Raw genomic sequence first — 19,354 nt, 5'->3', positions numbered from 1 at the left:
ACCGACAACCAGACCCCGCCACAGATGCCCTGGCGGGTCTCTGACCTGCGACGACGCAGGTTCACTCGAACGTGTGAACGACCATGGGACGGTCCTCGGCCCGTCCAGGCGACGACCTCGTCACCGACCGGGGACGTCCCACGGGGTGATCAGGGCCGGACCACCCAGGCCCTCGTCCCCGGACGCCCTCGCGGGTCCCCAGATGCCCCCACGGTCCCGAGATCGCTCGCCCGGCCGCGGCTCAGCGCTCGACGGTCCACCGCGCCATCAGGACCCCGTCGTCCTCGGAGTGCAGCAACGTCGCCAGCCGCAGGCGCCGCTGCAGCGCCGGGCCGACGAGAGCCCGCGGCCCGTCGCCGGCGACGAGGAGGGGGCTCGTCGTGAGGCACAGCTCGTCGAGCGCGTCGGCGGCGGCGACGGCGTGCAGCAGCGCAGGGCCGCCCTCGCACAGCACGCGGCGCATCCCACTCGAGACCAGCTGCGACAGCGCGTCGGTCACGTCGACGTCGCCGTCCCCGGCGACGACGACGGCGTCCTCCCCGAGCCGGGCCCGTAGGCGGTCCAGCGCGGCCTCGCCCGCGGCGAGGCACGTCACCACGAGCACCGAGCCGGAGTCCGACGGCCGCTCGGGGACCTCGAGCAGCCCCTCCGGAAGCCGACCCGAGCGCGTCACGACGGCGAGCGCCGGAGCGCGGCCCTGCCCCGTGGCTTCTCGCCGCGCGGCCAGCGCCGGGCGGACCGTGACACGGCCGTACGACTCGGCCCGCGCCGTGCCCGCCCCGACGAGGACGACGTCGGCCAGCGACCGCAGCAGCACGAGAACCCTCAGGTCGGCGCGGGCGGAGATCGAGCGGCTGGAGCCGTCGTCGCCGGTGGCGGCTCCGTCGAGGGTGGTCACGAGGTTGGCCCGCACCCACGCGTCCCGACCCGCGCGGGGCAGGGGGTGCGCGTACACCGCTGCGAGGGTGACCTCAGGGCCGGACCGCTCCGGTCCGCCGTCCTCGGCGCCGCCCGCGACCGGCCGGGGGGCACCGAGCGACGGCGGGTGCAGCAGGTGCAGACCGCTCACGCGAGCCTCCTGGACGTCGACCACGGACGGGCGTCACCACCCGGCCGACAGCGGCTCAGGCGGTGGTGGTCTCGCGGACCTGACGCTGGATGCGCCCGAGCATGCCCGTCATCCCCCGCAGGCGCAGGGGGGAGACGGCCCGGTCCAGGCCGAGGCGCGAGCAGACGTCGCCGGGCACGTCGAGCACCTCGGCGGCCGGCAGCCCGTCGAGGCCCTCGGCGAGGATCCCGGCGAAGCCCCGCGTCGTCGGCGCCTCGGCCGGGGCCGAGAAGAACAGGTGCACCGTGCGGGCCTCGTCCTCGTCCACCTCGGTGAGCAGGAAGATCGGCGACTGGCACTCCGGCACCGGCTCCAGCAGCTCGGGGTGCTCGGCGTACCGGTCGGGCAGCGCGGGCAGCCCACGGCTGAAGTCCAGGAGCAGCTGCAGCCGCTCGGGCTCGCTGACCGCGTGGAAGTCCTCGACGATCTCGGCCAGCGCCGGCGGCAGGCCCGCCGACGGACCGCCGGTGGCCGCCGTCGTCTCGGCGCTCACGAGCGGCGCGCCGGGGCCTCGCCCGGCTCGGTGCCCGTCGCGATCGGCACGCGGACGGCGTTGCCCCACTCGGTCCAGGAGCCGTCGTAGTTGCGCACCTGGTCGTGGCCCAGCAGGTGCTTGAGCACGAACCAGGTGTGCGAGGACCGCTCGCCGATGCGGCAGTAGGCGATGACGTCGTCGCCCTCGGTGATGCCCTTCTCGTCTCGGTAGATCTTCTCCAGCTCGGCGCGGCCCTTGAAGCGGCCGTCCTCGGCCGCGGCGCGCGCCCACGGCACCGATACGGCGGTGGGGATGTGCCCGCCGCGCAGCGCACCCTCCTCGGGGTAGGCCGGCATGTGGGTGCGCTCGCCGGTGTACTCCTCGGGGGAGCGGACGTCGACGAGCGGGCCCTGGCCGAGGTGGGCCAGGACGTCGGGCACGAAGGCGCGGATGGCCTCGTCCTGCCGCTCGACGACGGGGTACTCGGTGCGCTCCGGCGCGGGGACGTCGGTGGTGACCTCGCGGTCCTCGGCGAGCCAGGCCGCGCGGCCGCCGTCGAGCAGGCGCACGTCCTGGTGGCCGAAGAGCGTGAAGACCCACAGGGCGTAGGCCGCCCACCAGTTCGACTTGTCGCCGTAGACGACGATCGTCGAGTCGCGGCTGATCCCCTTGCGGGACATGAGGTCCGCGAAGGCCGCGCCGTCGACGTAGTCGCGGGTGACCGGGTCGTTGAGGTCGGTGTGCCAGTCCACCTTGACGGCACCCGGGACGTGGCCGGTCTCATACAGCAGGACGTCCTCGTCGGACTCGACGACGACCAGCCCCGGTGCCCCGAGGTTGTCGGCCAGCCACTGGGTCGTGACGAGCCGCTCCGGGTGGGCGTACTCCGCCAGCTCGGGGCTCGGGTCGGTGATGACGGTCACGATCTCTCCTCGGTGCTCGACGGCTGGTGGCGTCGACCTCAGGGGTCGACGAGCGGGTGGCGTCCCGCGCCTACCCGTGCAAGGTCCCTGGCGACGCCCCATGTTCCCGCACGAGCCGCGGCGGCGGCGCCCGACGCCCACGCTGTGGACACTGATCCGGTCGGAAATATTCGGCGACCAGGCGGCGCGGTGGCGCGGCGGGCGCAGCAGGCCTGCGCATAGGGTCCCCGCCGTGGGAGAGGCGAGCGGCGAGCACCGCCCCGGCGAGGACGCCGGCGAGGCCACGGGCGCGAGCAGGCCGGACGGCGTGGGGGCGCTCGTCGGGCGCTCGCCGCGGCTGGGGCGCGAACGCCTCGTCGCCGAGCTCGTGCCCTCCCCGCGCTTCGCGGAGGTCTCCTTCGACTCCTACGTCCCGGCGCCGGAGCAGCCCTCGCAGGCGGAGGCCGTCTCGGAGCTGGAGGCCCACGCCGAGCGGGTCCGCGGCGCGCAGAGCGCTCGCGGCGCCTCGGGCGGCGGCCTGCGCCGGCTGCTGGGCGGCAAGCCGAAGCCGCAGGGCCTGCCGGGCGTCTACCTCGACGGGGGGTTCGGCGTCGGCAAGACGCACCTGCTGGCGGCCACGTGGCACGCCGTGCCCGGCCCGAAGGCCTTCGGGACCTTCGTCGAGTACACCAACCTCGTCGGCGCGCTCGGCTTCGCCGACGCCGTGAAGGCCCTCTCGGAGATGACGCTCGTCGCCATCGACGAGTTCGAGCTCGACGACCCCGGCGACACCGTGCTCATGGCCCGCCTGCTGCGCGAGCTCGTCGACGCCGGCGTCCGGCTGGCCGCGACGTCGAACACCCTGCCCGGTGCGCTGGGGGAGGGGCGCTTCGCCGCGGACGACTTCCTCCGGGAGATCCAGGCGGTCGGCCGCAACTTCGAGGTCGTCCGGGTCGAGGGCGAGGACTACCGCCACCGCGGTCTGCCGGACCCGCCCGACCCGCTGACCGCCGGCGATCTCGAGCAGCGGGCGCTCGCGGTGGGCGACGGCGCCGTCCTCGACGACTTCGGCGCTCTGACGGCGCACCTGGCCTCGGTGCACCCCAGCCGCTACGGCGCCCTGCTCGACGGCGTCACGCACGTCTTCTGGCGCGACGTCACGCCCCTGCCGGACCAGAACGTCGCCCTGCGGACCGTCGTCCTCGCCGACCGGATGTACGACCGCTCGCTGCCGCTGGCCGTCTCCGGCGAGGGCCTCGGCGGCCTCTTCACGCCCGAGATGCTCGAGGGCGGCTACCGCAAGAAGTACTACCGCGCGCTGTCTCGGCTCACCTCGCTCGCGCGCGAGGGCTGACGCGGCGGCGGTCGACCCCTGCGGCCGTCGTGCTCGCGGCTCCCCAGGCGACGCCCGGGGAGCCCGGCGCACCCCTCAGCGCAGCCGCACCACCGCGACGGCGTGGGCCGGCATCCGGAGCGCCTCGCCCTCCAGCGCGACCTCGTCGTCGCCCAGCTCACCGCCGTAGGCGGCCACGAGCTCGGCGCCCGACTCGCCCTCCACGCCGGCACCGCGCTGCAGCCGCACCTCCTGCGCGTGGTCGGCCAGGTTGACGGCGACCCGGAAGGCCCCCCGCACGAGCACGAGCCAGCCCGCGTCGTCGTCGCCGACGACGTCGAGGCTCGGGGAGACGCCGAGGACGTCGTCGCGCAGGTCGCCCTCGGCCGCCCGCAGCCCCAGCAGCCGCCGGTGCCAGGCCAGCAGCGCCGCGCCCCGGCCGGAGGTCGGCTCGTCCCAGTCGAGCACCGAGGCGTCGCGCGTGGACCTGGCCTGCGGGTCGGGCACCTCCTCGGCGTCCCAGCCGTGGGAGGCGAACTCCCCGCGCCGGCCCTCGCGCACGGCGTCGCCCAGCTCGGGGTCGGGGAAGTCGGTGAAGAACTGCCACGGGGTGCGCGCGCCCCACTCCTCGCCCATGAAGAACATCGGCGAGAAGGGGCCCAGCGCGACCAGCGCCGCGCTCGCCGCCAGCACCCCGCCGGGCAGCGACGCCGAGGGACGGTCGCCCGTCGCCCGGTTGCCGACCTGGTCGTGGTTGGAGGTGTACGCGACGAAGGAGCCGCCGCGGTGGCGGGTCGGGTCGACCGGCGTGCCCCACACCTCCTCGCGGAAGGTCGAGTAGGTGCCGGCGTGGAAGAACGCCCCCGTCATCGTCGTCCGCAGCGCCTCGAGCGACCCGAAGTCGACGTAGTAGCCCTGCCGCTCACCCGTGACGAGCGCGTGCAGGGCGTGGTGGACGTCGTCCGCCCACTGCCCCTGCATGCCGTACCCGCCCTCGCGGGGGCTCTCGACCATCCGCGGGTCGTTGAGGTCGGACTCGGCGACGAGCGTCAGCGCCCGGCCGAGGACGTCGGCGAGGTCGGTCGCCTTGAGCGAGAGCTCGGCGAGCACGTGCACCGCGGAGTCGTCGACGAGGGCGTGGACGGCGTCCAGGCGCAGCGCGTCGACGTGGAAGTCGCGCAGCCACCGCAGCGCGCCCTCGACGACGTAGGCGCGCACCTCCCGCGAGCCCCTCGCGTCGAGGTTGACCGCCGTGCCCCAGGGGGTCTCGTGCTCGTCGGTGAAGTAGGGGCCGAACTCGGGCAGGTAGTTGCCCGCCGGCCCGAGGTGGTTGTAGACGACGTCGAGGCACACGCCGAGACCGCGTGCGTGGCAGGCGTCCACGAAGCGCTGCAGCGCCTCCGGGCCGCCGTAGGGGGAGTGCACGGCCCACAGCCCGACGCCGTCGTACCCCCAGCCCCACCGCCCTGGGAACGCCGCGACCGGCAGCAGCTCCACGACCTGCACGCCGAGGTCGACGAGGTGGTCCAGCCGCCCGACGGCCGCGTCCAGCGTCCCCTCGGGCGTGAAGGTGCCGACGTGCAGCTCGTAGTAGACGGCGCCGCGCCCGTCCACCCCGGCCCAGTCCTCGTCGGACCAGGCGAAGGCGGCCGGGTCGAAGACCCGGCTCGGGCCGTCAGGCCCCTCCGGCTGCCACGCGCTGCGGGGGTCCGGGCGTGCCGGCCCGCCGTCGAGGGAGAACGCGTAGTCGGTGCCGGGCCCGGCGTCGGCGACCTCGAGGGTCCACCAGCCGCCACCCCCCTCGCCCATCGCGAGCGGCCGGCCGCCCTCGGCGGGGGAGCCCGACGGGCCGAGGAGCAGGTCGACGGTGCCGGCCTGCGGCGCCCAGACGGAGAAGACGTGCAACGGGACCTCCTGCGGGAGAAGCGGTCGTGGTGGCGTGCAGCGCTAGGCAGACGCGGGCGGGGCCGCGCCTCAGCCCTCGACGAGCAGCGCGACGGGCAGGTCGGCGAGCACGTCGGCCAGGCGCACCGCGCCGACGTCGTAGGTGCGCCCGGTGAGCACGTCGCGCCAGCGACCCCCACCGTCTGCGGCCCCCGCCGGCTCGGGCAGCACGAGCGTGCCCTCGCCCCACCCGCCGTACCGCGCGAGCGCGTCGGGCAGCCGCGTGGCCACCGTCAGGGCCCTCGGCGCGCCGTCCTGCGTGCGCGCGAAGGCGACGGCGTAGCCCGAGGACGTCGGCAGCGGCGCGTACCCCGTGCCGGGGCCGGTGAAGGCCTCGGCCAGGTCCCGGCGTACCCGCAGCGCCCGGGAGGTGACGAGGAGCTTCTCCTCGTCGAGGTCGCGCGGGCGGGCGCCGCCGTCGAGGCGCTCCAGCAGCGCCGAGCGCCGCTCGTAGTCGACGGCGCGCCGGTTGTCGGGGTCGACGAGCGAGCGCTCGCCGAGCTCGGTGCCCTGGTAGACGTCCGGGACGCCCGGCATCGTCAGCTGGACGAGCTTCTGCCCGAGCACGGCGGTGCGGGCGGCCGGCGCGGTCGCCGCGACGAAGGCCCGCACCTGGGCGAGCACCGCCTCGTCGCCGAGGACACCCACGGCGAAGTCGGTGACGGCCTGCTCGTACTCCTCGTCCGGCGCGGTCCAGGTGGTGTGCCGCTTGGCCTCCTTGACCGCCTTCTCCAGGTAGGCCAGCAGCCGCTCCGAGGAGATCGGCCCGCCCTCACCGGCGGCGCCGGCGGGCTCCCACGTGGCGACGAGCGTCTGCCACACGAGGTACTCCGTCGGCCCGTCCAGCAGCGCCGAGCGGTGCGGCGCGGCGGCCTGGCGCCACAGCGCCAGCGCCTCGCCCCACGCGGCCGGCGTCCCGGCGACGACCGAGAGCTGCACCCGGGCGTCCTCGGCGCGCTTGGTGTCGTGGGTGGACAGCGTCGTCATCGTCGTCGGCCAGCTCTCGACGAGCCCGCCGCAGAAGGCGTGGAACTCCTCGGGAGAGACCCCGAAGCGCTCCGGCGCCCCCCCGACCTCGTTGAGGCTGGACAGGCGGAACCAGCGGTAGAAGGCGGTGTCCTCCACGCCCTTGGCCATGACCGGCCCGCAGGTCTGCTGGAAGCGCACGACGAGCTCGGCCCTCTCGGCCTCGGCCGTGCGCCCCGCCGAGCCGGCCTCGCGGCCGAGCAGCAGCTCACGGACGACGTCGAGCGTCTCGTGCCGCTCGGGCGCCAGCTGCTCGCGGGCGTCCTCGACGGCCTCGTCCAGGACCCGAGCGGCCTCGGCGGGAGCGTCCTCGCCGGGCACGACGTAGGCCCGGTAGCGCGGGAAGGCCACGAGCAGCTCGGTGACGACCTCGGTGAGGCCGCGCCGGGTGTGGTCGCGCAGCCGGACGTCGGAGGTGCAGATGCTCGCGAGCAGGTCCACCAGCCGGTGCACCTCGGTGTAGAGGTTGTCGGCGACGACGCCGCGCTTGGCCTCCTCGACGACCGGGCCGAAGTCCGCCGGGTCGCCCGTCATGTGGGTGAAGAGCGCCGTCATGGGCGCCTCGCCGGCGGGGTCGACGAAGAGCCCGCCGACGCGCAGCAGCGCGTCGTAGCCGGTCGTGCCGGCGCACGGCCAGTCGTCGGGAAGCTGCTCGGAGCCCTCGAGGATCTTCTCGACGACGACCCAGGCGCCACCGGTCTTCTCGTGCAGCCGGCGCAGGTAGCCCCGCGGGTCGGCCAGGCCGTCGGGGTGGTCGATCCGCAGGCCGTCGAGCTCGCCGGTCCCGAGCATCTCCAGCAGCAGCTCGTGCGTGGCGTCGAAGACGGCCTCGTCCTCCACCCGCACCGCGGCGAGGGTGTCGACGTCGAAGAAGCGCCGGTAGTTGAGCTCCTCGTCGGCGACCCGCCAGTGCGCCAGGCGGTACCACTGCGCCTCGACGAGCCGCTCCATCGGCAGGTCGACCGTGCCGGGACGCACCGGGAAGACGTGGTCGTAGTAGCGCAGCAGCGGCTCCTCGCCGCTCGTGTCGAGCCGCAGCTCGCCCGCCGCGAGCACCTGCCCGATCCGCGAGCCCAGGACGGGCATGAGCAGCGCGTGGTCCTCCTTCGTCCAGTCGACGTCGAACCAGTCGACGTAGGGGGAGTACGGCCCGTCCCGCAGCACCGACCACAGCGCGGCGTTGGAGGTCGCCGGCGTGGGGACGGCCATGTGGTTGGGCACGACGTCGGCGACGGCGGACAAGCCGTGCTGCCGCAGCGCCGCGACCATCCGGTCGAAGGCCTCGCGACCGCCGGCCTCGGCCGACAGCCGGGAGTGGTCGACGACGTCGTACCCGTGCAAGGAGCCCGGTGCGGCCTGCAGCACGGGGGAGAGGTAGGCGTGCGTGACGCCCAGGCGGGCCAGGTACCCGGCGAGCGCGGCGGCGGCGTCGTAGGTGAACTCCGGCTGCACCTGCAGCCGGTAGGTCGACGTCGGCACCACCCGGCCGGGGCCGGGTCGGTGCTGGCGGACGGCGCGCCCGGCGGCGTCCGCGCCGGGGTCCTCCTGCTGGGTGCCGGTCACGGCGGCGTCGGCGCTCATGCCTGCTCTCCTCGGCGGCGTCGCGGGCCCCGGCGGACGACGGGGGTGGCAGGGGTGTCCGCGGCACCCGGGCTGCGGGCGGCCCGGGCCCGGCGCGCGGTGGTGCCGTCGTCGACGGCCATCTCGGCCTCGGCGGCGTGCAGCGGCTCGGGGTCGGCGACCGAGGGGTCGCAGACGAGCACGACCTGGCTGCGGGCGCCCAGGTGCAACGAGCCGTTCGCCTGCACGACCTGGTCGTCGAGCAGGCTCGCGGTGTCGACGAGGACGCGCCACGCGGGCCCGTAGGGCACCTCGGGCATGCGGAACTCCAGCCCCTCGTGGTGGCCGTTGTAGAGCACGAGGAACTTCTCGTCCTCGACCTTCTCCCCGCGGGGCCCCGGCTCGTTGATCTCGTGCCCGTTGAGCCACACCGTGACCGCGCGGGCGAAGTGGCTGTTCCAGTCGTCGTCCTTCATGACGTCGCCGGTCGGCGTCATCCAGACGATGTCGGACAGGTCGGACTGGCCACCCTTGGAGGCCTCGCCCTTGAAGAAGCGCCGGCGCCGGAAGATGGGGTGGCGGCGACGCAGGTGGACGATGCGGCGGGTGAAGTCCAGCAGCTCGGTCTGCTGCTCGTCGAGGTCCCAGTCGATCCAGGAGATCTCGTTGTCCTGGCAGTAGCCGTTGTTGTTGCCCCCCTGGGTGCGGCCCAGCTCGTCGCCGTGCAGCAGCATCGGCACGCCCTGGCTCAGCAGCAGCGTCAGCAGGAAGTTGCGCTGCTGGCGGGCCCGCAGGACGAGGACCTCCGGGTCGTCGGTCGGGCCCTCGACGCCGCTGTTCCAGGAGCGGTTGTGGCTCTCGCCGTCGGCGCCGCCCTCGCCGTTGGCGTCGTTGTGCTTGTCGTTGTAGGAGACGAGGTCGCGCATGGTGAAGCCGTCGTGCGCCGTGACGAAGTTGATGGAGGCGACGGGGCGGCGCCGCGAGCTCTCGTAGAGGTCGCTGGAGCCGGTGATGCGGCTGGCGAACTCCGCCAGCGTCGAGGGCTCCCCGCGCCAGAAGTCCCGCACGGTGTCGCGGTACATGCCGTTCCACTCGGTCCACAGCGGCGGGAACCCGCCGACCTGGTAGCCGCCGTCGCCGACGTCCCAGGGCTCGGCGATGAGCTTGACCTGGCTGACCACCGGGTCCTGCTGGATGAGGTCGAAGAAGGCCGACAGGCGGCTGACCTCGTGGAACTGGCGCGCGAGCGTCGAGGCGAGGTCGAAGCGGAAGCCGTCGACGTGCATCTCGGTGACCCAGTACCGCAGCGAGTCCATGATCAGCTGCAGGACGTGCGGGTTGCGCATCAGCAGGCTGTTGCCGGTGCCGGTGGTGTCGAAGTAGTGCCGGCGGTCCTCGTCGACCAGCCGGTAGTACGAGGCGTTGTCGATGCCGCGGAAGGAGAGCGTGGGGCCCTTCTCGTTGCCCTCGGCGGTGTGGTTGTAGACGACGTCGAGGATGACCTCGATGCCGGCCTGGTGCAGCGCCAGCACCATCGCCTTGAACTCGGGGACCTGCTCGCCGCGCGTGCCGGCGGAGGAGTACTCCCCGTGCGGGGCGAAGAAGCCGATCGTGTTGTAGCCCCAGTAGTTGCGCAGGCCCTTGTCCACGAGGTGGGTGTCCTGCACGAACTGGTGGACGGGCATGAGCTCGACCGCCGTCACGCCGAGCTCGACGAGGTGACGCACCATCGCCGGGTGGCCGACCGCGGCGTAGGTCCCGCGCAGGTCGTCGGGGATGTCGGGGTGGGTCATCGTCAGGCCCTTGACGTGCGCCTCGTAGATGACCGACTCGTGGTACTCGTGCCTGGGCCGGTGGTCGGTGCTCCAGTCGAAGAACGGGTTGATGACGACCGACAGGGCCGTGTGGCCGAGGCTGTCGTCGTCGTTGAAGGCGTCCGGCTGCTCGAAGCGGTAGGAGAAGAGGGACTCGTCGCCGTCGTCCAACCCGTCGATCGCCTTGGCGTAGGGGTCCAGCAGCAGCTTCGCCGGGTTGCACCGGTGCCCCCGGGAGGGGTCGTACGGGCCGTGGACGCGGTAGCCGTAGCGCTGCCCGGGACGGACACTCGGCAGGAAGGCGTGCCAGACGAAGCCGTCCACCTCGACGAGCGGCACCCGGGTCTCGACGCCGTCGTCGTCGACCAGGCAGAGCTCGACGCGCTCGGCCACCTCGCTGAAGAGGGCGAAGTTCGTGCCGGTGCCGTCGTAGGTCGCCCCGAGGGGGTAGGGCCGGCCGGGGTGGGTCTGCATCGTCACGTCCGTCGGTCGAAGGAGCGGTACCACCGGCCGCGCACGGCGCAGGAGCACCGGGCGGCCCGGCGTCGGGAACCCCGCCATCCCATCGCATGAGAGCCCCTCGTGCCCACCCGGTCCGCCACACCCGCCCCGGCGCGTCCCTCGGCCCACCGGCCGAGACGCCCCGCGGCGCGGCCCCTGGCGGGGGCCACCCGCCTCCGTAGGCTCTGGGCGCGTGAGCACGGCGCAGGGGCGCGGCCCGGCGGACGAGCCGGTGCCCGTGAGCGGGGGCAGCCGGCCCGGTCGGCTGCGCGCGGCCGTGCGCCGGACGCCCTACGTCGGGACGGCGGTGTCGGTCGTCGGCCGCGCCGGCGGGCTCGCCCTGCGCCACCGCGTCACCGGCCTAGCGGGCGAGTCGGCGTTCTTCGCGCTGCTGTCCCTGCCGCCGCTGGTGCTCGGTCTCGCCGGGACGGCCGCGCTCGTCGGCTCGCGGCTCGGCGCGGACACGACGGCGCAGCTGGAGACGGCGCTGCGCACCCAGCTGAGCCCCTTCCTCACTGCCGACGTGGTCGAGGAGGCGATCGTGCCGACGCTCACCGCGGCCCTGGAGGGGCCGCGCTTCCAGATCATCTCCTTCGGCTTCCTGCTGTCCCTGTGGTCGGGGTCGCGGGCGCTCGGCGTCCTGCTCGACGCGGTCTCGATCATGTACGGGACCGGGGGGCAGCGGCACCCGGTCCGCGGGCGGGCCCTGTCGTTGCTCCTGTACGTCGTCGGTCTGGCCGTCGGCGGGCTGGCGCTGCCCCTCCTGCTGCTCGGGCCGACCTTCCTGGAGCTGCTGCTGCCGGTGGAGCTGGAGGTCGTCGTCGCCCTCTACTGGCCGGCCGTGCTGCTCGCGAGCTCGCTGCTGCTGGCGCTGCTCTACCGCGTCGCGACACCACAGCGTCTGCCGTGGTCGCGGGCGGTGCCGGGAGCGGTGCTCGCGCTGGTGCTCTGGGTGCTGACGTCGCTCGGCCTGCGCCTGCTCCTGGAGGTGACGGTGGGGACGGGGCGGAGCGTCGCGATCTACGGCCCGCTGACGGCGCCCATCGTCCTGCTCCTGTGGCTCTACCTGCTCTCGCTCGGGGTGCTGCTCGGCGCCGGCCTCAACGCCGCCGTCGAGCAGGTGCGACCCACGCGCGACCGCCAGGGCCTCTCGGCCTCCGAGCGGGCCGCCGAGGGCACGTGAGAGCCCACGCCTGGGACCCACGGCCAGAGGGCGGCTCCGACGTCCACGGCCATGTCGGGGGAGAAGTCCGCCGGTGGGGAGGACGACGAAGGCCCCGGTCCACGTGGACCAGGGCCTTCGCGCGAGGTGGGCGATACTGGGATCGAACCAGTGACCTCTTCCGTGTCAGGGAAGCGCGCTACCGCTGCGCCAATCGCCCTGGTGTGCCGTACGAGTCGTGCCGTGCTGCGAGGTGGAGACGGGATTCGAACCCGTGTGGACGGCTTTGCAGGCCGTTGCCTCGCCTCTCGGCCACTCCACCGCGAGGCGGGCCGAGGCCACGCCCCCGAGCGGACGACGGGATTCGAACCCGCGACCCTCACCTTGGCAAGGTGATGCTCTACCACTGAGCCACGTCCGCACATCACCGAGAGGCCCTGGAGGCCCCGTCGGCGTGCGTCGAGGACTCTAACCGAGCCGCCGACGCCCCGTCCAACCGCCGTCCGGGGGCCGGGTCGTCTCGCAGGTCCTGCGGTGCGGCAGGCTCCTCCCGTGCCCGAGCCTGCCCCTGCGGCGCCCGCGGCCTGGTGGGGCGGGCAGCTGGCGACCGGCCTCGTCGAGGTGGCGGACCTCGCCGCGGACCCGGGGGCGCTGGAGCGCGGCGGCTGGTGGCTGGTCGTCGCCGACTTCGAGGCGCCGCTCGGGGACCCGAGCCCGGTGAGCGCTCCCGGCCGTGGCCGCGCCCGGGCGTGGCGCTTCGCCGACGTCCGCCCGTCGCCGCCGCCGTCGGGCGGCTCGTGGCGGGGCCCGGCGCGGGCGTCGTGGACCTCCTCGCTCGACCGCGCCGGGTACGTCGCGGCCGTCGAGGCCGTCCGGACGCTGGTCCGTGAGGGCGTCGTCTACCAGGCCAACGTCTGCCGCGTGCTGCAGGCGCCGCTGCCGGCGGGCCCGCCCGACCCCTGGGCCCTGGCGGCCCTGCTGCGCCGCGCGAACGCGGCCCCCTTCGCGGGGGTGCTGGACCTGGGGGCCGAGGGCTTCGTCGTCAGCGCCTCGCCGGAGCTCTACCTGCGCCGTCGCGGGGACCGCGTCGAGAGCGGCCCGATCAAGGGGACCGCGCCACCGGGCGGGGAGCTCGGGGCCAAGGACGTCGCCGAGAACGTCATGATCACCGACCTCGTCCGCAACGACCTGCAGCACGTCTGCGTCCCGGGCACGGTCGCCGTCACCTCCTTGCTCGCGCGCGAGCGGCACCCGGGGCTCGACCACCTGGTCACGACGGTCGCCGGCCGGCTGCGCGCCGGGCTCGGGTGGGCGGGGCTGCTGGCCGCGACCTTCCCGCCCGGCTCCGTCAGCGGCGCTCCGAAGAGCGCTGCGCTGCACGCCGTCGCCGCGCTGGAGCCGGTCGTCCGCGGGCCCTACTGCGGGGCGCTGGGATGGGTGGACTCGAGCGCGGGGACGGCGGAGCTGGCCGTCGGCATCCGCACCTTCACCGCCGGCGACGGCGTCCTGCGCCTGGGCACCGGCGCGGGCATCACCTGGGGCTCGGACCCGCAGGCGGAGTGGGAGGAGACCGAGCTCAAGGCGGCCCGCCTGCTCTCCCTCGCCTCACCCACCTGAGCGGCACGTCGCCGTCGACGCGCCGCGACCGGGCGACGTGCGCAGGCCTCGGCGCGCGAGGATGCCGGTGTGGACGGGACGAGGAGCGCGGACGACAGGTCCGGTGGGGCGACGGCGGTCGCCGAGATCGACGGCGGCGACGCCCGCCCGGGCGAGGCCCCGGTCGTCTGGGTCGACGGCGAGCTGGCGGCCCCGGGCGGGCGCGCCGTCGTCGACGCCCTCGACCACGGGATGACGACGGGCGACGGGGTCTTCGAGACGTGCAAGGTCTCGGGCGGCGTGCCGTTCGCCCTCACCCGGCACCTGGCGCGGCTGGCCCGCTCCTGCGCCGGCCTGGGGCTGCCGGTGCCTGACGGGCGTCGCGTGCGGGAGGCCGTCGAGGAGGTTCTCGCCGAGCGGCACCTGACCCGGGGGCGCCTGCGGATCACGTGGACCGGGGGTCCGGGGCCGCTCGGTTCCGAGCGCGCCGGTGGGTCGACGCTCGTGGTGGCCGCGTCGTCGGCGCCGCCACCGGCGGCCTCCCCGAGGGCGGTGACCGTGCCGTGGACCCGCAACGAGCGCTCGGCCGTGGCCGGGCTGAAGACGACCTCCTACGCCGAGAACGTCGTCGCGCTGCGTCACGCCCTCGGCGCGGGCGCGGGGGAGGCGCTGCTGGCCAACACCCGCGGGGAGCTGTGCGAGGGCACCGGCAGCAACGTCGTCGTCTGGCTGCGGGGTGAGGACGGCCGGCCGGCCGACCGCCTCGTGACGCCGCCGCTCGCCTCCGGGTGCCTGGCCGGCGTGACGCGGGACCTGCTGCTCGGGTGGGCGGCTTGCGACGGCCTCCCGCTCGTCGAGGCCACGGTGCCCTTCGCCGCTCTCGACGGCGCCGTCGCCGTCCTGCTGACCTCGTCCTTGCGGGACGTGCAGGCGCAGACGACCCTCGACGGCCGCCCGCTGCGCGTCGACGGCCTGGCGGCCGAGGCGGCGGAGCTCTTCGCCCGGCGTGCGGCGCAGGACGACGACCCCGCCTGAGGCGTCCGTCGGCCGGGCCGGCGGTGCGGGGACGTGACGACGCCCCGCCGGGCAGGACCGGCAGGGCGTCGTGGGTGTCGTCGGCGCGCACGGCGCCGCTCTCCTGCCGCGGGCTCGGGGCGGCAGGACCGAGGACGTCGTCCCCGGGGTGGTGGTCAGGCGGTGAGCAGGTGCCCGATCTCGGCGTCGAGGTCCATGCAGCGGAACTCCCCGCCGCGCGGCACGGCGTCGAGCGTGCGGACGACGAAGGCCCGCAGGTCGCTCGTCGAGGCCTCGAGCAGGGCGCGGCCGTCGGGGGAGCTGAGGGCGATGCACGTGGTGTCGGGCCGGCCGTCCGCCGTCGGCCACACGCGGACGTCGCCGTCGCCGCTGGGGGTCTCCAGGCCGGCGAGGAGAAGCTCGCGGGCGAACACCCACTGGACGTCCGAGCCGGGGTCGCCGTCGGAGCCGAAGGCGACCGTCACCGCGAAGGGGTCCTCCGCGCTGTAGCGCAGCACCACCGGCAGGGCCACGGCCTCGCCCTCCGGCGAGACGAGGCGCAGGTCCACTGGCGCCTCGACGTCCGAGGGGCGGCGTGCGCTGGGGGGCGTGTGCGGGGACATGAGGACCTCCTGCAGGACTCCGGCATGACGTCGGCCCCGAGCGGCCGGCGTGTCTGACCAGGATGTGCCCCGCAGGGCCGAGAGCTAAACCCCAGGCCGCCTCCGAGGCCTCGCCTCCCCCGGATGGAGCAGCGCGGGCACCCGTCCGCTCAAGGTCTGGACCTCCCGGGCCGAGGGGACGGGCCGCCCGGACAGGTGCCCGAGGTGACGCTCCACCGGGGTCTGCCAGGAGGCCGGCAAGGGTGGCCGGGCAGGTCGGCCCCGGGACGAGCGCCGTCGGCGACGCAGGCTCTCACCTATCCTGCGGACGTGACGGACAGGTCGCGGCCGGACGGGCCAGCGGGCGTGGCGCACCTCGCCCTCCGGCCGCGGGCCGGGGTGGTGACCTGCCCGTCCGTCTCCGGCCGGGACGCCGCGACGCCGCCCGTCCGCACCCACCACGAGCCGCCCCCGGGGGGCCTGCCCGAGCAGCTGGCCGTCGAGCCAGCGCCCGGGTCGTCCTCCGGTTCCTTCCCCGGGCCGCTGCCGGCGGCCGCCCGAGCCCGCCGCCCCCGGCGCCCCCAGACGTCGCCGGGCGCCGGAGAAGCAGACGCCGGAGGGACGCACGACGGAGGGACGGACGCCGGGGGGACGGGCGTCGGGGTGCCCGCCGAGGAGGCCGGGCGGTGGCGGCGGTGGCGCCACCAGCTGCGGCAGGAGCGGCCGCGCGCCCACCTGGTGTACCGGGTCGGCGTCGGCGTGGTCGGCGGGCTGCTGCTGGTGGCCTGGGCGCTCGTCAGCTGGCTGCCCGGCCCCGGCGGCATCCCCCTGCTCCTGCTGGCCCTGGCGGTGCTGTCGACCGAGTTCTCCTGGGCCCACCGGCTGCTGGAGCGCGCGCGGCGGGGAGCGCACCGCTTCGGCTCCTGGTCGACGCGTCAGCCGCGGTGGGCCCGTGTGCTCGGCAGCGCCGCGCTCGTCGTCGTGGTGGCCTCCGCGCTCGCCCTCGGCCTGGCGCTCGCCGTCGGCCTGCCGGACTGGGTGCCGCCCGCCTTGTCGCTGCAGCTGGACCGGCTGCCGGGCGTCGACGCCGCCAGGTGAGCTGCCGGGCCGGGCCGCGGGGCGACGGCTGCTCCCGGGTGATGCGGTAGCGTTCGGACCAGGCGCGCAGGTGCGCCCCGGGCGATTGGCTCAGCGGTAGAGCGCCTCGTTCACACCGAGGAGGTCACTGGTTCGATCCCAGTATCGCCCACCAGCACGTCCAGAGGCCGGTCCCCACGGGGGCCGGCCTCTCGTGCGTCTGCCAGGGTGCGGCTGCGGGCATGTGCCCGACCAGGTGGTGACCGTCGCACGGCCACCCGCCCTCCGCCCGCCACGTCTCCAGGAGGCCGCCGTGCCCCAGACCGCTCCAGCCAGCCTGCCCGGCCCCGACGAGGTCGCAGGCACCCCGGCCGGGGGCCGGGTGGTCGGCCGCGTCTCGCGGCTCACCCGCTACCCCCTGCGCTCGGCACGCGGCGAGGACCTCGCCGACGTCCACTGCGGGCCGACCGGTCTCGAGGGCGACCGGGCCTTCGTCCTGCTCGACGCCGACGGCCGGGCCCTGCGCGGCAAGGAGGCCCCGGCGCTGGCCGGCCTCAGCGCCTCGCTGCCCGGAGGAGGCCTGGAGGTCCGTGACGGCGACGGGCGTCGGCTCGACGCCGACGCCCTGCCCGCCGTGACCTGCGTCGCCGGCGCGCGCCTCGCACCCGCGGGCGAGCACGGCGCCGCACCGGGCGGGGACGTCGTCGCGCCGCTGCACGTCGTCAGCGAGGGCGCCGAGTCCGGCCCGGGCGGCGAGGAGTGCGACCCCGACCCGCGGGCCAACGTCGTCCTCGCCCTGGCGGAGGGGCAGGGGCCCGGCGTCGAGCGTGGCTGGGTCGGTGCGGAGCTCGCCGTCGGCGGCGTGCGCCTGCGCGTGGCGCGCACCCCGCGCCGCTGCCTCGGCGTCTACGCCGACGTGCTCGTCCCCGGCGAGCTGGCCGTCGGTGACGAGGTCCACCTGCTCGGCTCCTGAGACGGCACGCCGTCCCCGGGCCCGCACGCCCGGGACGACGCTCAGGCGTCGAGGCGGACGAAGGCGCGCAGGGGTCCGGCGGGGTGCTCCGTCGCCTCCTGGTAGCCGAGCGACTCGTAGAAGGCCCGCTGACGGGGCTCGTCGTCGGTGAGCAGCACCTTCTGCCGCACCTCGGCGAACGGTGACATGGCGGCCTCGACGAGGGCGGTGCCCGCCCCGAGCCGCTGACGGCCGGGCCGGACCAGCAGGTCCTGCAGGTAGGCGACGCTGGTGCCGTCGGAGACGACCCGGGCCAGGCCGACCAGCTCGTCGCCCTCGTGGGCGAGGACGACGTGCGTGGACCCGGCCAGGGCGGCCCGCAGCAGGTCGGGCCGGTCGGCGTAGCCGCTCCACCCGACCGAGCGGTACAGGTCCGTGACGGCGTCGAGGTCCACCTCGGCCACGCCCGCCGGCGTCGTCAGCGTCAGCCCGGCGCGAGCGGTCGACATGGGACGAGGCTAGGCGGCGCGACCTCGGCGGACGACGCGGTCGCCGGCGGGTGTCGTGCACCGGGGGCGGCGTGCACGCCAGGATGGCCGCCGGCGCCGCACCGACGCGGCGCCGACGACACGAGGAGGAGTCGACCCATGGCGAGCGAGCCGCGAGAGGCCATCACGCAGGGGCGGGCGGTGCTCGGCGTCGAGCTGGGCTCGACCCGGATCAAGGCGGTGCTCGTCGGCCCCGACCACGAGGTGCTCGCCGCGGGGAACTCCTCGTGGGAGAACCAGCTCGTCGACGGGCGGTGGACCTACGCCGTCGACGACGTGTGGGCGGGCGTGCAGGCCAGCGTCCGTGCCGTCGCCGACGCGGTCCGCGAGGCGTACGACGTGCCGCTGGAGCGCCTCGGCGGCCTCGGCGTCTCGGCGATGATGCACGGCTACGTCGCCCTCGACGCCGACGACGAGCTGCTCGTTCCCTTCCGCACCTGGCGCAACACGAGCACGGGTGACGCGGTCGAGGCGCTCAGCGCGGCGCTGGACTTCAACGTGCCGCACCGCTGGTCGATCGCCCACCTCTACCAGGCGGTCCTCGACGGCGAGGAGCACCTGGGGCGCCTCGCGGCCCTCACGACCCTGAGCGGGTACGTGCACAGGCGGCTGACCGGCGAGCACGTGCTCGGCGTCGGCGACGCCAGCGGCATGTTCCCGGTCGACCCCGGCGCCGACGGCGGCCCCGGCTACGACGCCGACCGGCTCGCGAGCGCCCAGCGGCTCGTCGACGAGGCGCTGCCCGACGGGGTCGCGCTGCCGCTGGCGCAGCTGCTGCCGCGCGTCGCCGTCGCCGGGGAGCGCGCCGGTGAGCTCACCGCCGACGGCGCCCGCCTGCTCGACCCCTCGGGGACCCTGCAGCCCGGCGCGCTCGTCTGCCCGCCCGAGGGGGACGCCGGGACCGGCATGGTCGCCACCGGGTCCGTGGCCCCGCGGACCGGCAACGTCAGCGCGGGCACGAGCATCTTCGCGATGGTCGTGCTGGAGGGCCCGCTCGCGACGGTGCACCCCGAGCTCGACATGGTCACCACCCCCGCCGGTGACCCGGTGGCGATGGTCCACTGCAACAACGGCGCCAGCGAGCTCGACGCCTGGGCGGGCCTCTTCGCGGAGTTCGCCGCCGCGCTCGGCGCGCCCAGCGACGCCAGCACCGTCTTCGAGACGCTCTTCCGGGCCTCGCTGGACGGCGCGGCCGACGCCGGCGGGATGCTCGCCTTCAACTACCTCTCCGGCGAGCCCATCACCGGGCTGGAGGAGGGGCGTCCGCTCTTCCTGCGCGTCCCCGGCACCCCCCTGGACCTGGCGACGTTCATGCGGACGCAGCTCTACTCGGCCTTCGCGACGCTGCGGGTGGGCATGGACGTGCTCGACGGCGAGGGCGCCCGGCTCGACGGGATGTTCGCCCACGGCGGGGTCTTCGCGACCAAGGGCGTCGCCCAGCGCCACCTCGCCGCCGCCCTCGGCACGCCGGTGTCGGTGGGCGACGTCGCCGCCGAGGGCGGGGCGTGGGGGATGGCGGTCCTCGCCGCCTTCGCCGCGTCCGGCGCGGACGGGTCGCTGGCCGACTACCTCGCCGAGCAGGTCCTCGCCGGCGCGAGCATCGAGACGGTGCAGCCCGACGCGGACGACGTCGCCGGCTTCGACGCCTTCCTGCGCCGCTACGTCGCCGCGCTGCCGGTCCAGCACGCCGCCGTCGCGGCCACCTGAGGCGCGGGCTCCGCCTCTGAGACGGGCGGGCTC

15 protein-coding genes and 4 tRNA genes are annotated in these 19,354 nt (G+C 75.5%); 8 read left to right on the top strand and 11 right to left on the bottom strand.

All coding sequences use genetic code 11. The annotated features are described in order from the left end of the window. Nucleotides 1–241: 241 nt before the first annotated feature. Genes WDV86_RS15650 through WDV86_RS15640 form a run of 3 tightly spaced genes read right to left on the bottom strand, consistent with a single transcriptional unit; the run spans nt 242 to nt 2,506 of the window. The gene (locus tag WDV86_RS15650; RefSeq protein WP_339568566.1) at nt 242–1,069 is read right to left on the bottom strand and encodes a dihydrofolate reductase family protein; all 828 of its coding nucleotides are present in this window, start codon (nt 1,067–1,069) and stop codon (nt 242–244) included. A 55-nt stretch (nt 1,070–1,124) separates the two neighbouring features. Continuing rightward, nucleotides 1,125–1,601 (bottom strand): SufE family protein, encoded by a 477-nt coding sequence (locus tag WDV86_RS15645; RefSeq protein ID WP_339568565.1) that lies wholly within the window; start codon nt 1,599–1,601, stop codon nt 1,125–1,127. Then, complete coding sequence (locus WDV86_RS15640; protein ID WP_339568564.1) at nt 1,598–2,506, bottom strand: sulfurtransferase; 909 nt, start codon at nt 2,504–2,506, stop codon at nt 1,598–1,600. Before WDV86_RS15640 ends, WDV86_RS15645 begins: the two co-directional genes overlap by 4 nt. A gap of 307 nt (nt 2,507–2,813) precedes the next feature. On the opposite strand from WDV86_RS15640, the gene zapE reads away from it, so the two are divergent. Then, on the top strand, nt 2,814–3,839 hold the full coding sequence (gene zapE, locus WDV86_RS15635) for a cell division protein ZapE (RefSeq protein ID WP_445263124.1): 1,026 nt from the start codon (nt 2,814–2,816) through the stop codon (nt 3,837–3,839). A 75-nt stretch (nt 3,840–3,914) separates the two neighbouring features. Here the strand turns inward: zapE and treZ are convergent, their stop codons facing one another. From treZ to glgX, 3 genes are all read right to left on the bottom strand, one after another. Further along, a complete protein-coding gene (gene treZ / locus WDV86_RS15630; RefSeq protein WP_339568562.1) occupies nt 3,915–5,723 on the bottom strand; it encodes a malto-oligosyltrehalose trehalohydrolase in 1,809 nt (602 codons plus the stop codon). A gap of 69 nt (nt 5,724–5,792) precedes the next feature. Beyond that, nucleotides 5,793–8,369 (bottom strand): malto-oligosyltrehalose synthase, encoded by a 2,577-nt coding sequence (gene treY, locus WDV86_RS15625; RefSeq protein ID WP_339568561.1) that lies wholly within the window; start codon nt 8,367–8,369, stop codon nt 5,793–5,795. Then, on the bottom strand, nt 8,366–10,636 hold the full coding sequence (gene glgX / locus WDV86_RS15620) for a glycogen debranching protein GlgX (RefSeq protein ID WP_339568582.1): 2,271 nt from the start codon (nt 10,634–10,636) through the stop codon (nt 8,366–8,368). The genes treY and glgX overlap by 4 nt, the downstream gene beginning before the upstream one ends. Nucleotides 10,637–10,856: 220 nt before the next feature. Between glgX and WDV86_RS15615 the strand changes: the two genes are divergently transcribed. Next, a complete protein-coding gene (locus tag WDV86_RS15615) occupies nt 10,857–11,846 on the top strand; it encodes a YihY/virulence factor BrkB family protein (RefSeq protein WP_339568560.1) in 990 nt (329 codons plus the stop codon). Nucleotides 11,847–11,973: 127 nt separating this feature from the next. Here the strand turns inward: WDV86_RS15615 and WDV86_RS15610 are convergent. From WDV86_RS15610 to WDV86_RS15600, 3 genes are all read right to left on the bottom strand, one after another. Then, nucleotides 11,974–12,045: transfer RNA gene (locus WDV86_RS15610), tRNA-Val, on the bottom strand. A 31-nt stretch (nt 12,046–12,076) separates the two neighbouring features. Next, nucleotides 12,077–12,147 (bottom strand) — tRNA-Cys (locus tag WDV86_RS15605). A 27-nt stretch (nt 12,148–12,174) separates the two neighbouring features. Continuing rightward, nucleotides 12,175–12,246, bottom strand: a tRNA-Gly gene (locus WDV86_RS15600). A 131-nt stretch (nt 12,247–12,377) separates the two neighbouring features. On the opposite strand from WDV86_RS15600, the gene WDV86_RS15595 reads away from it, so the two are divergent. Both WDV86_RS15595 and WDV86_RS15590 read left to right on the top strand, forming a co-directional pair. Beyond that, the gene (locus WDV86_RS15595) at nt 12,378–13,442 is read left to right on the top strand and encodes a chorismate-binding protein (protein WP_339568559.1); all 1,065 of its coding nucleotides are present in this window, start codon (nt 12,378–12,380) and stop codon (nt 13,440–13,442) included. Nucleotides 13,443–13,568: 126 nt separating this feature from the next. Further along, nucleotides 13,569–14,456: an aminotransferase class IV gene (locus WDV86_RS15590; RefSeq protein WP_445263123.1), complete on the top strand. Its 888-nt coding sequence runs from the start codon at nt 13,569–13,571 to the stop codon at nt 14,454–14,456. Nucleotides 14,457–14,611: 155 nt separating this feature from the next. On the opposite strand, the gene WDV86_RS15585 is transcribed toward WDV86_RS15590, so the two are convergent. Further along, nucleotides 14,612–15,058 carry an SsgA family sporulation/cell division regulator gene (locus tag WDV86_RS15585; RefSeq protein ID WP_339568557.1) on the bottom strand — a complete coding sequence of 149 codons (447 nt, stop codon included), beginning with the start codon at nt 15,056–15,058 and terminating at the stop codon, nt 14,612–14,614. A gap of 309 nt (nt 15,059–15,367) precedes the next feature. On the opposite strand from WDV86_RS15585, the gene WDV86_RS15580 reads away from it, so the two are divergent. From WDV86_RS15580 to WDV86_RS15570, 3 genes are all read left to right on the top strand, one after another. Next, the gene (locus WDV86_RS15580; protein WP_339568556.1) at nt 15,368–16,135 is read left to right on the top strand and encodes a PGPGW domain-containing protein; all 768 of its coding nucleotides are present in this window, start codon (nt 15,368–15,370) and stop codon (nt 16,133–16,135) included. A gap of 79 nt (nt 16,136–16,214) precedes the next feature. Then, nucleotides 16,215–16,289 (top strand) — tRNA-Val (locus WDV86_RS15575). Between the two features lie 138 nt (nt 16,290–16,427). Then, entirely contained in the window at nt 16,428–17,087 is a 660-nt protein-coding gene (locus WDV86_RS15570; protein ID WP_339568555.1) for an MOSC N-terminal beta barrel domain-containing protein, read from the top strand. Between the two features lie 41 nt (nt 17,088–17,128). On the opposite strand, the gene WDV86_RS15565 is transcribed toward WDV86_RS15570, so the two are convergent. Next, nucleotides 17,129–17,575 (bottom strand): GNAT family N-acetyltransferase, encoded by a 447-nt coding sequence (locus tag WDV86_RS15565; RefSeq protein ID WP_339568554.1) that lies wholly within the window; start codon nt 17,573–17,575, stop codon nt 17,129–17,131. Nucleotides 17,576–17,713: 138 nt separating this feature from the next. On the opposite strand from WDV86_RS15565, the gene WDV86_RS15560 reads away from it, so the two are divergent. After that, nucleotides 17,714–19,321, top strand: a complete 1,608-nt coding sequence (locus WDV86_RS15560) for a xylulokinase (protein ID WP_339568553.1) — start codon at nt 17,714–17,716, stop codon at nt 19,319–19,321. The last annotated feature ends 33 nt before the right edge of the window (nt 19,322–19,354 follow it).

This window comes from Pseudokineococcus sp. 1T1Z-3, assembly GCF_037482365.1.
GTDB lineage: Bacteria > Actinomycetota > Actinomycetes > Actinomycetales > Quadrisphaeraceae > Pseudokineococcus.
This window is presented reverse-complemented; position numbering and strand designations above follow the sequence as displayed.

Excerpts from the sequence above, each read along its gene's own strand:
- glgX (WP_339568582.1), bottom strand. The coding sequence starts at position 10,636 with ATGCAGACCCACCCCGGCCGGCCCTACCCCCTCGGGGCGACCTACGAC.
- WDV86_RS15565 (WP_339568554.1), bottom strand. The coding sequence starts at position 17,575 with ATGTCGACCGCTCGCGCCGGGCTGACGCTGACGACGCCGGCGGGCGTG.
- treY (WP_339568561.1), bottom strand. The coding sequence starts at position 8,369 with ATGAGCGCCGACGCCGCCGTGACCGGCACCCAGCAGGAGGACCCCGGC.
- WDV86_RS15560 (WP_339568553.1), top strand. The coding sequence starts at position 17,714 with ATGGCGAGCGAGCCGCGAGAGGCCATCACGCAGGGGCGGGCGGTGCTC.
- WDV86_RS15585 (WP_339568557.1), bottom strand. The coding sequence starts at position 15,058 with ATGTCCCCGCACACGCCCCCCAGCGCACGCCGCCCCTCGGACGTCGAG.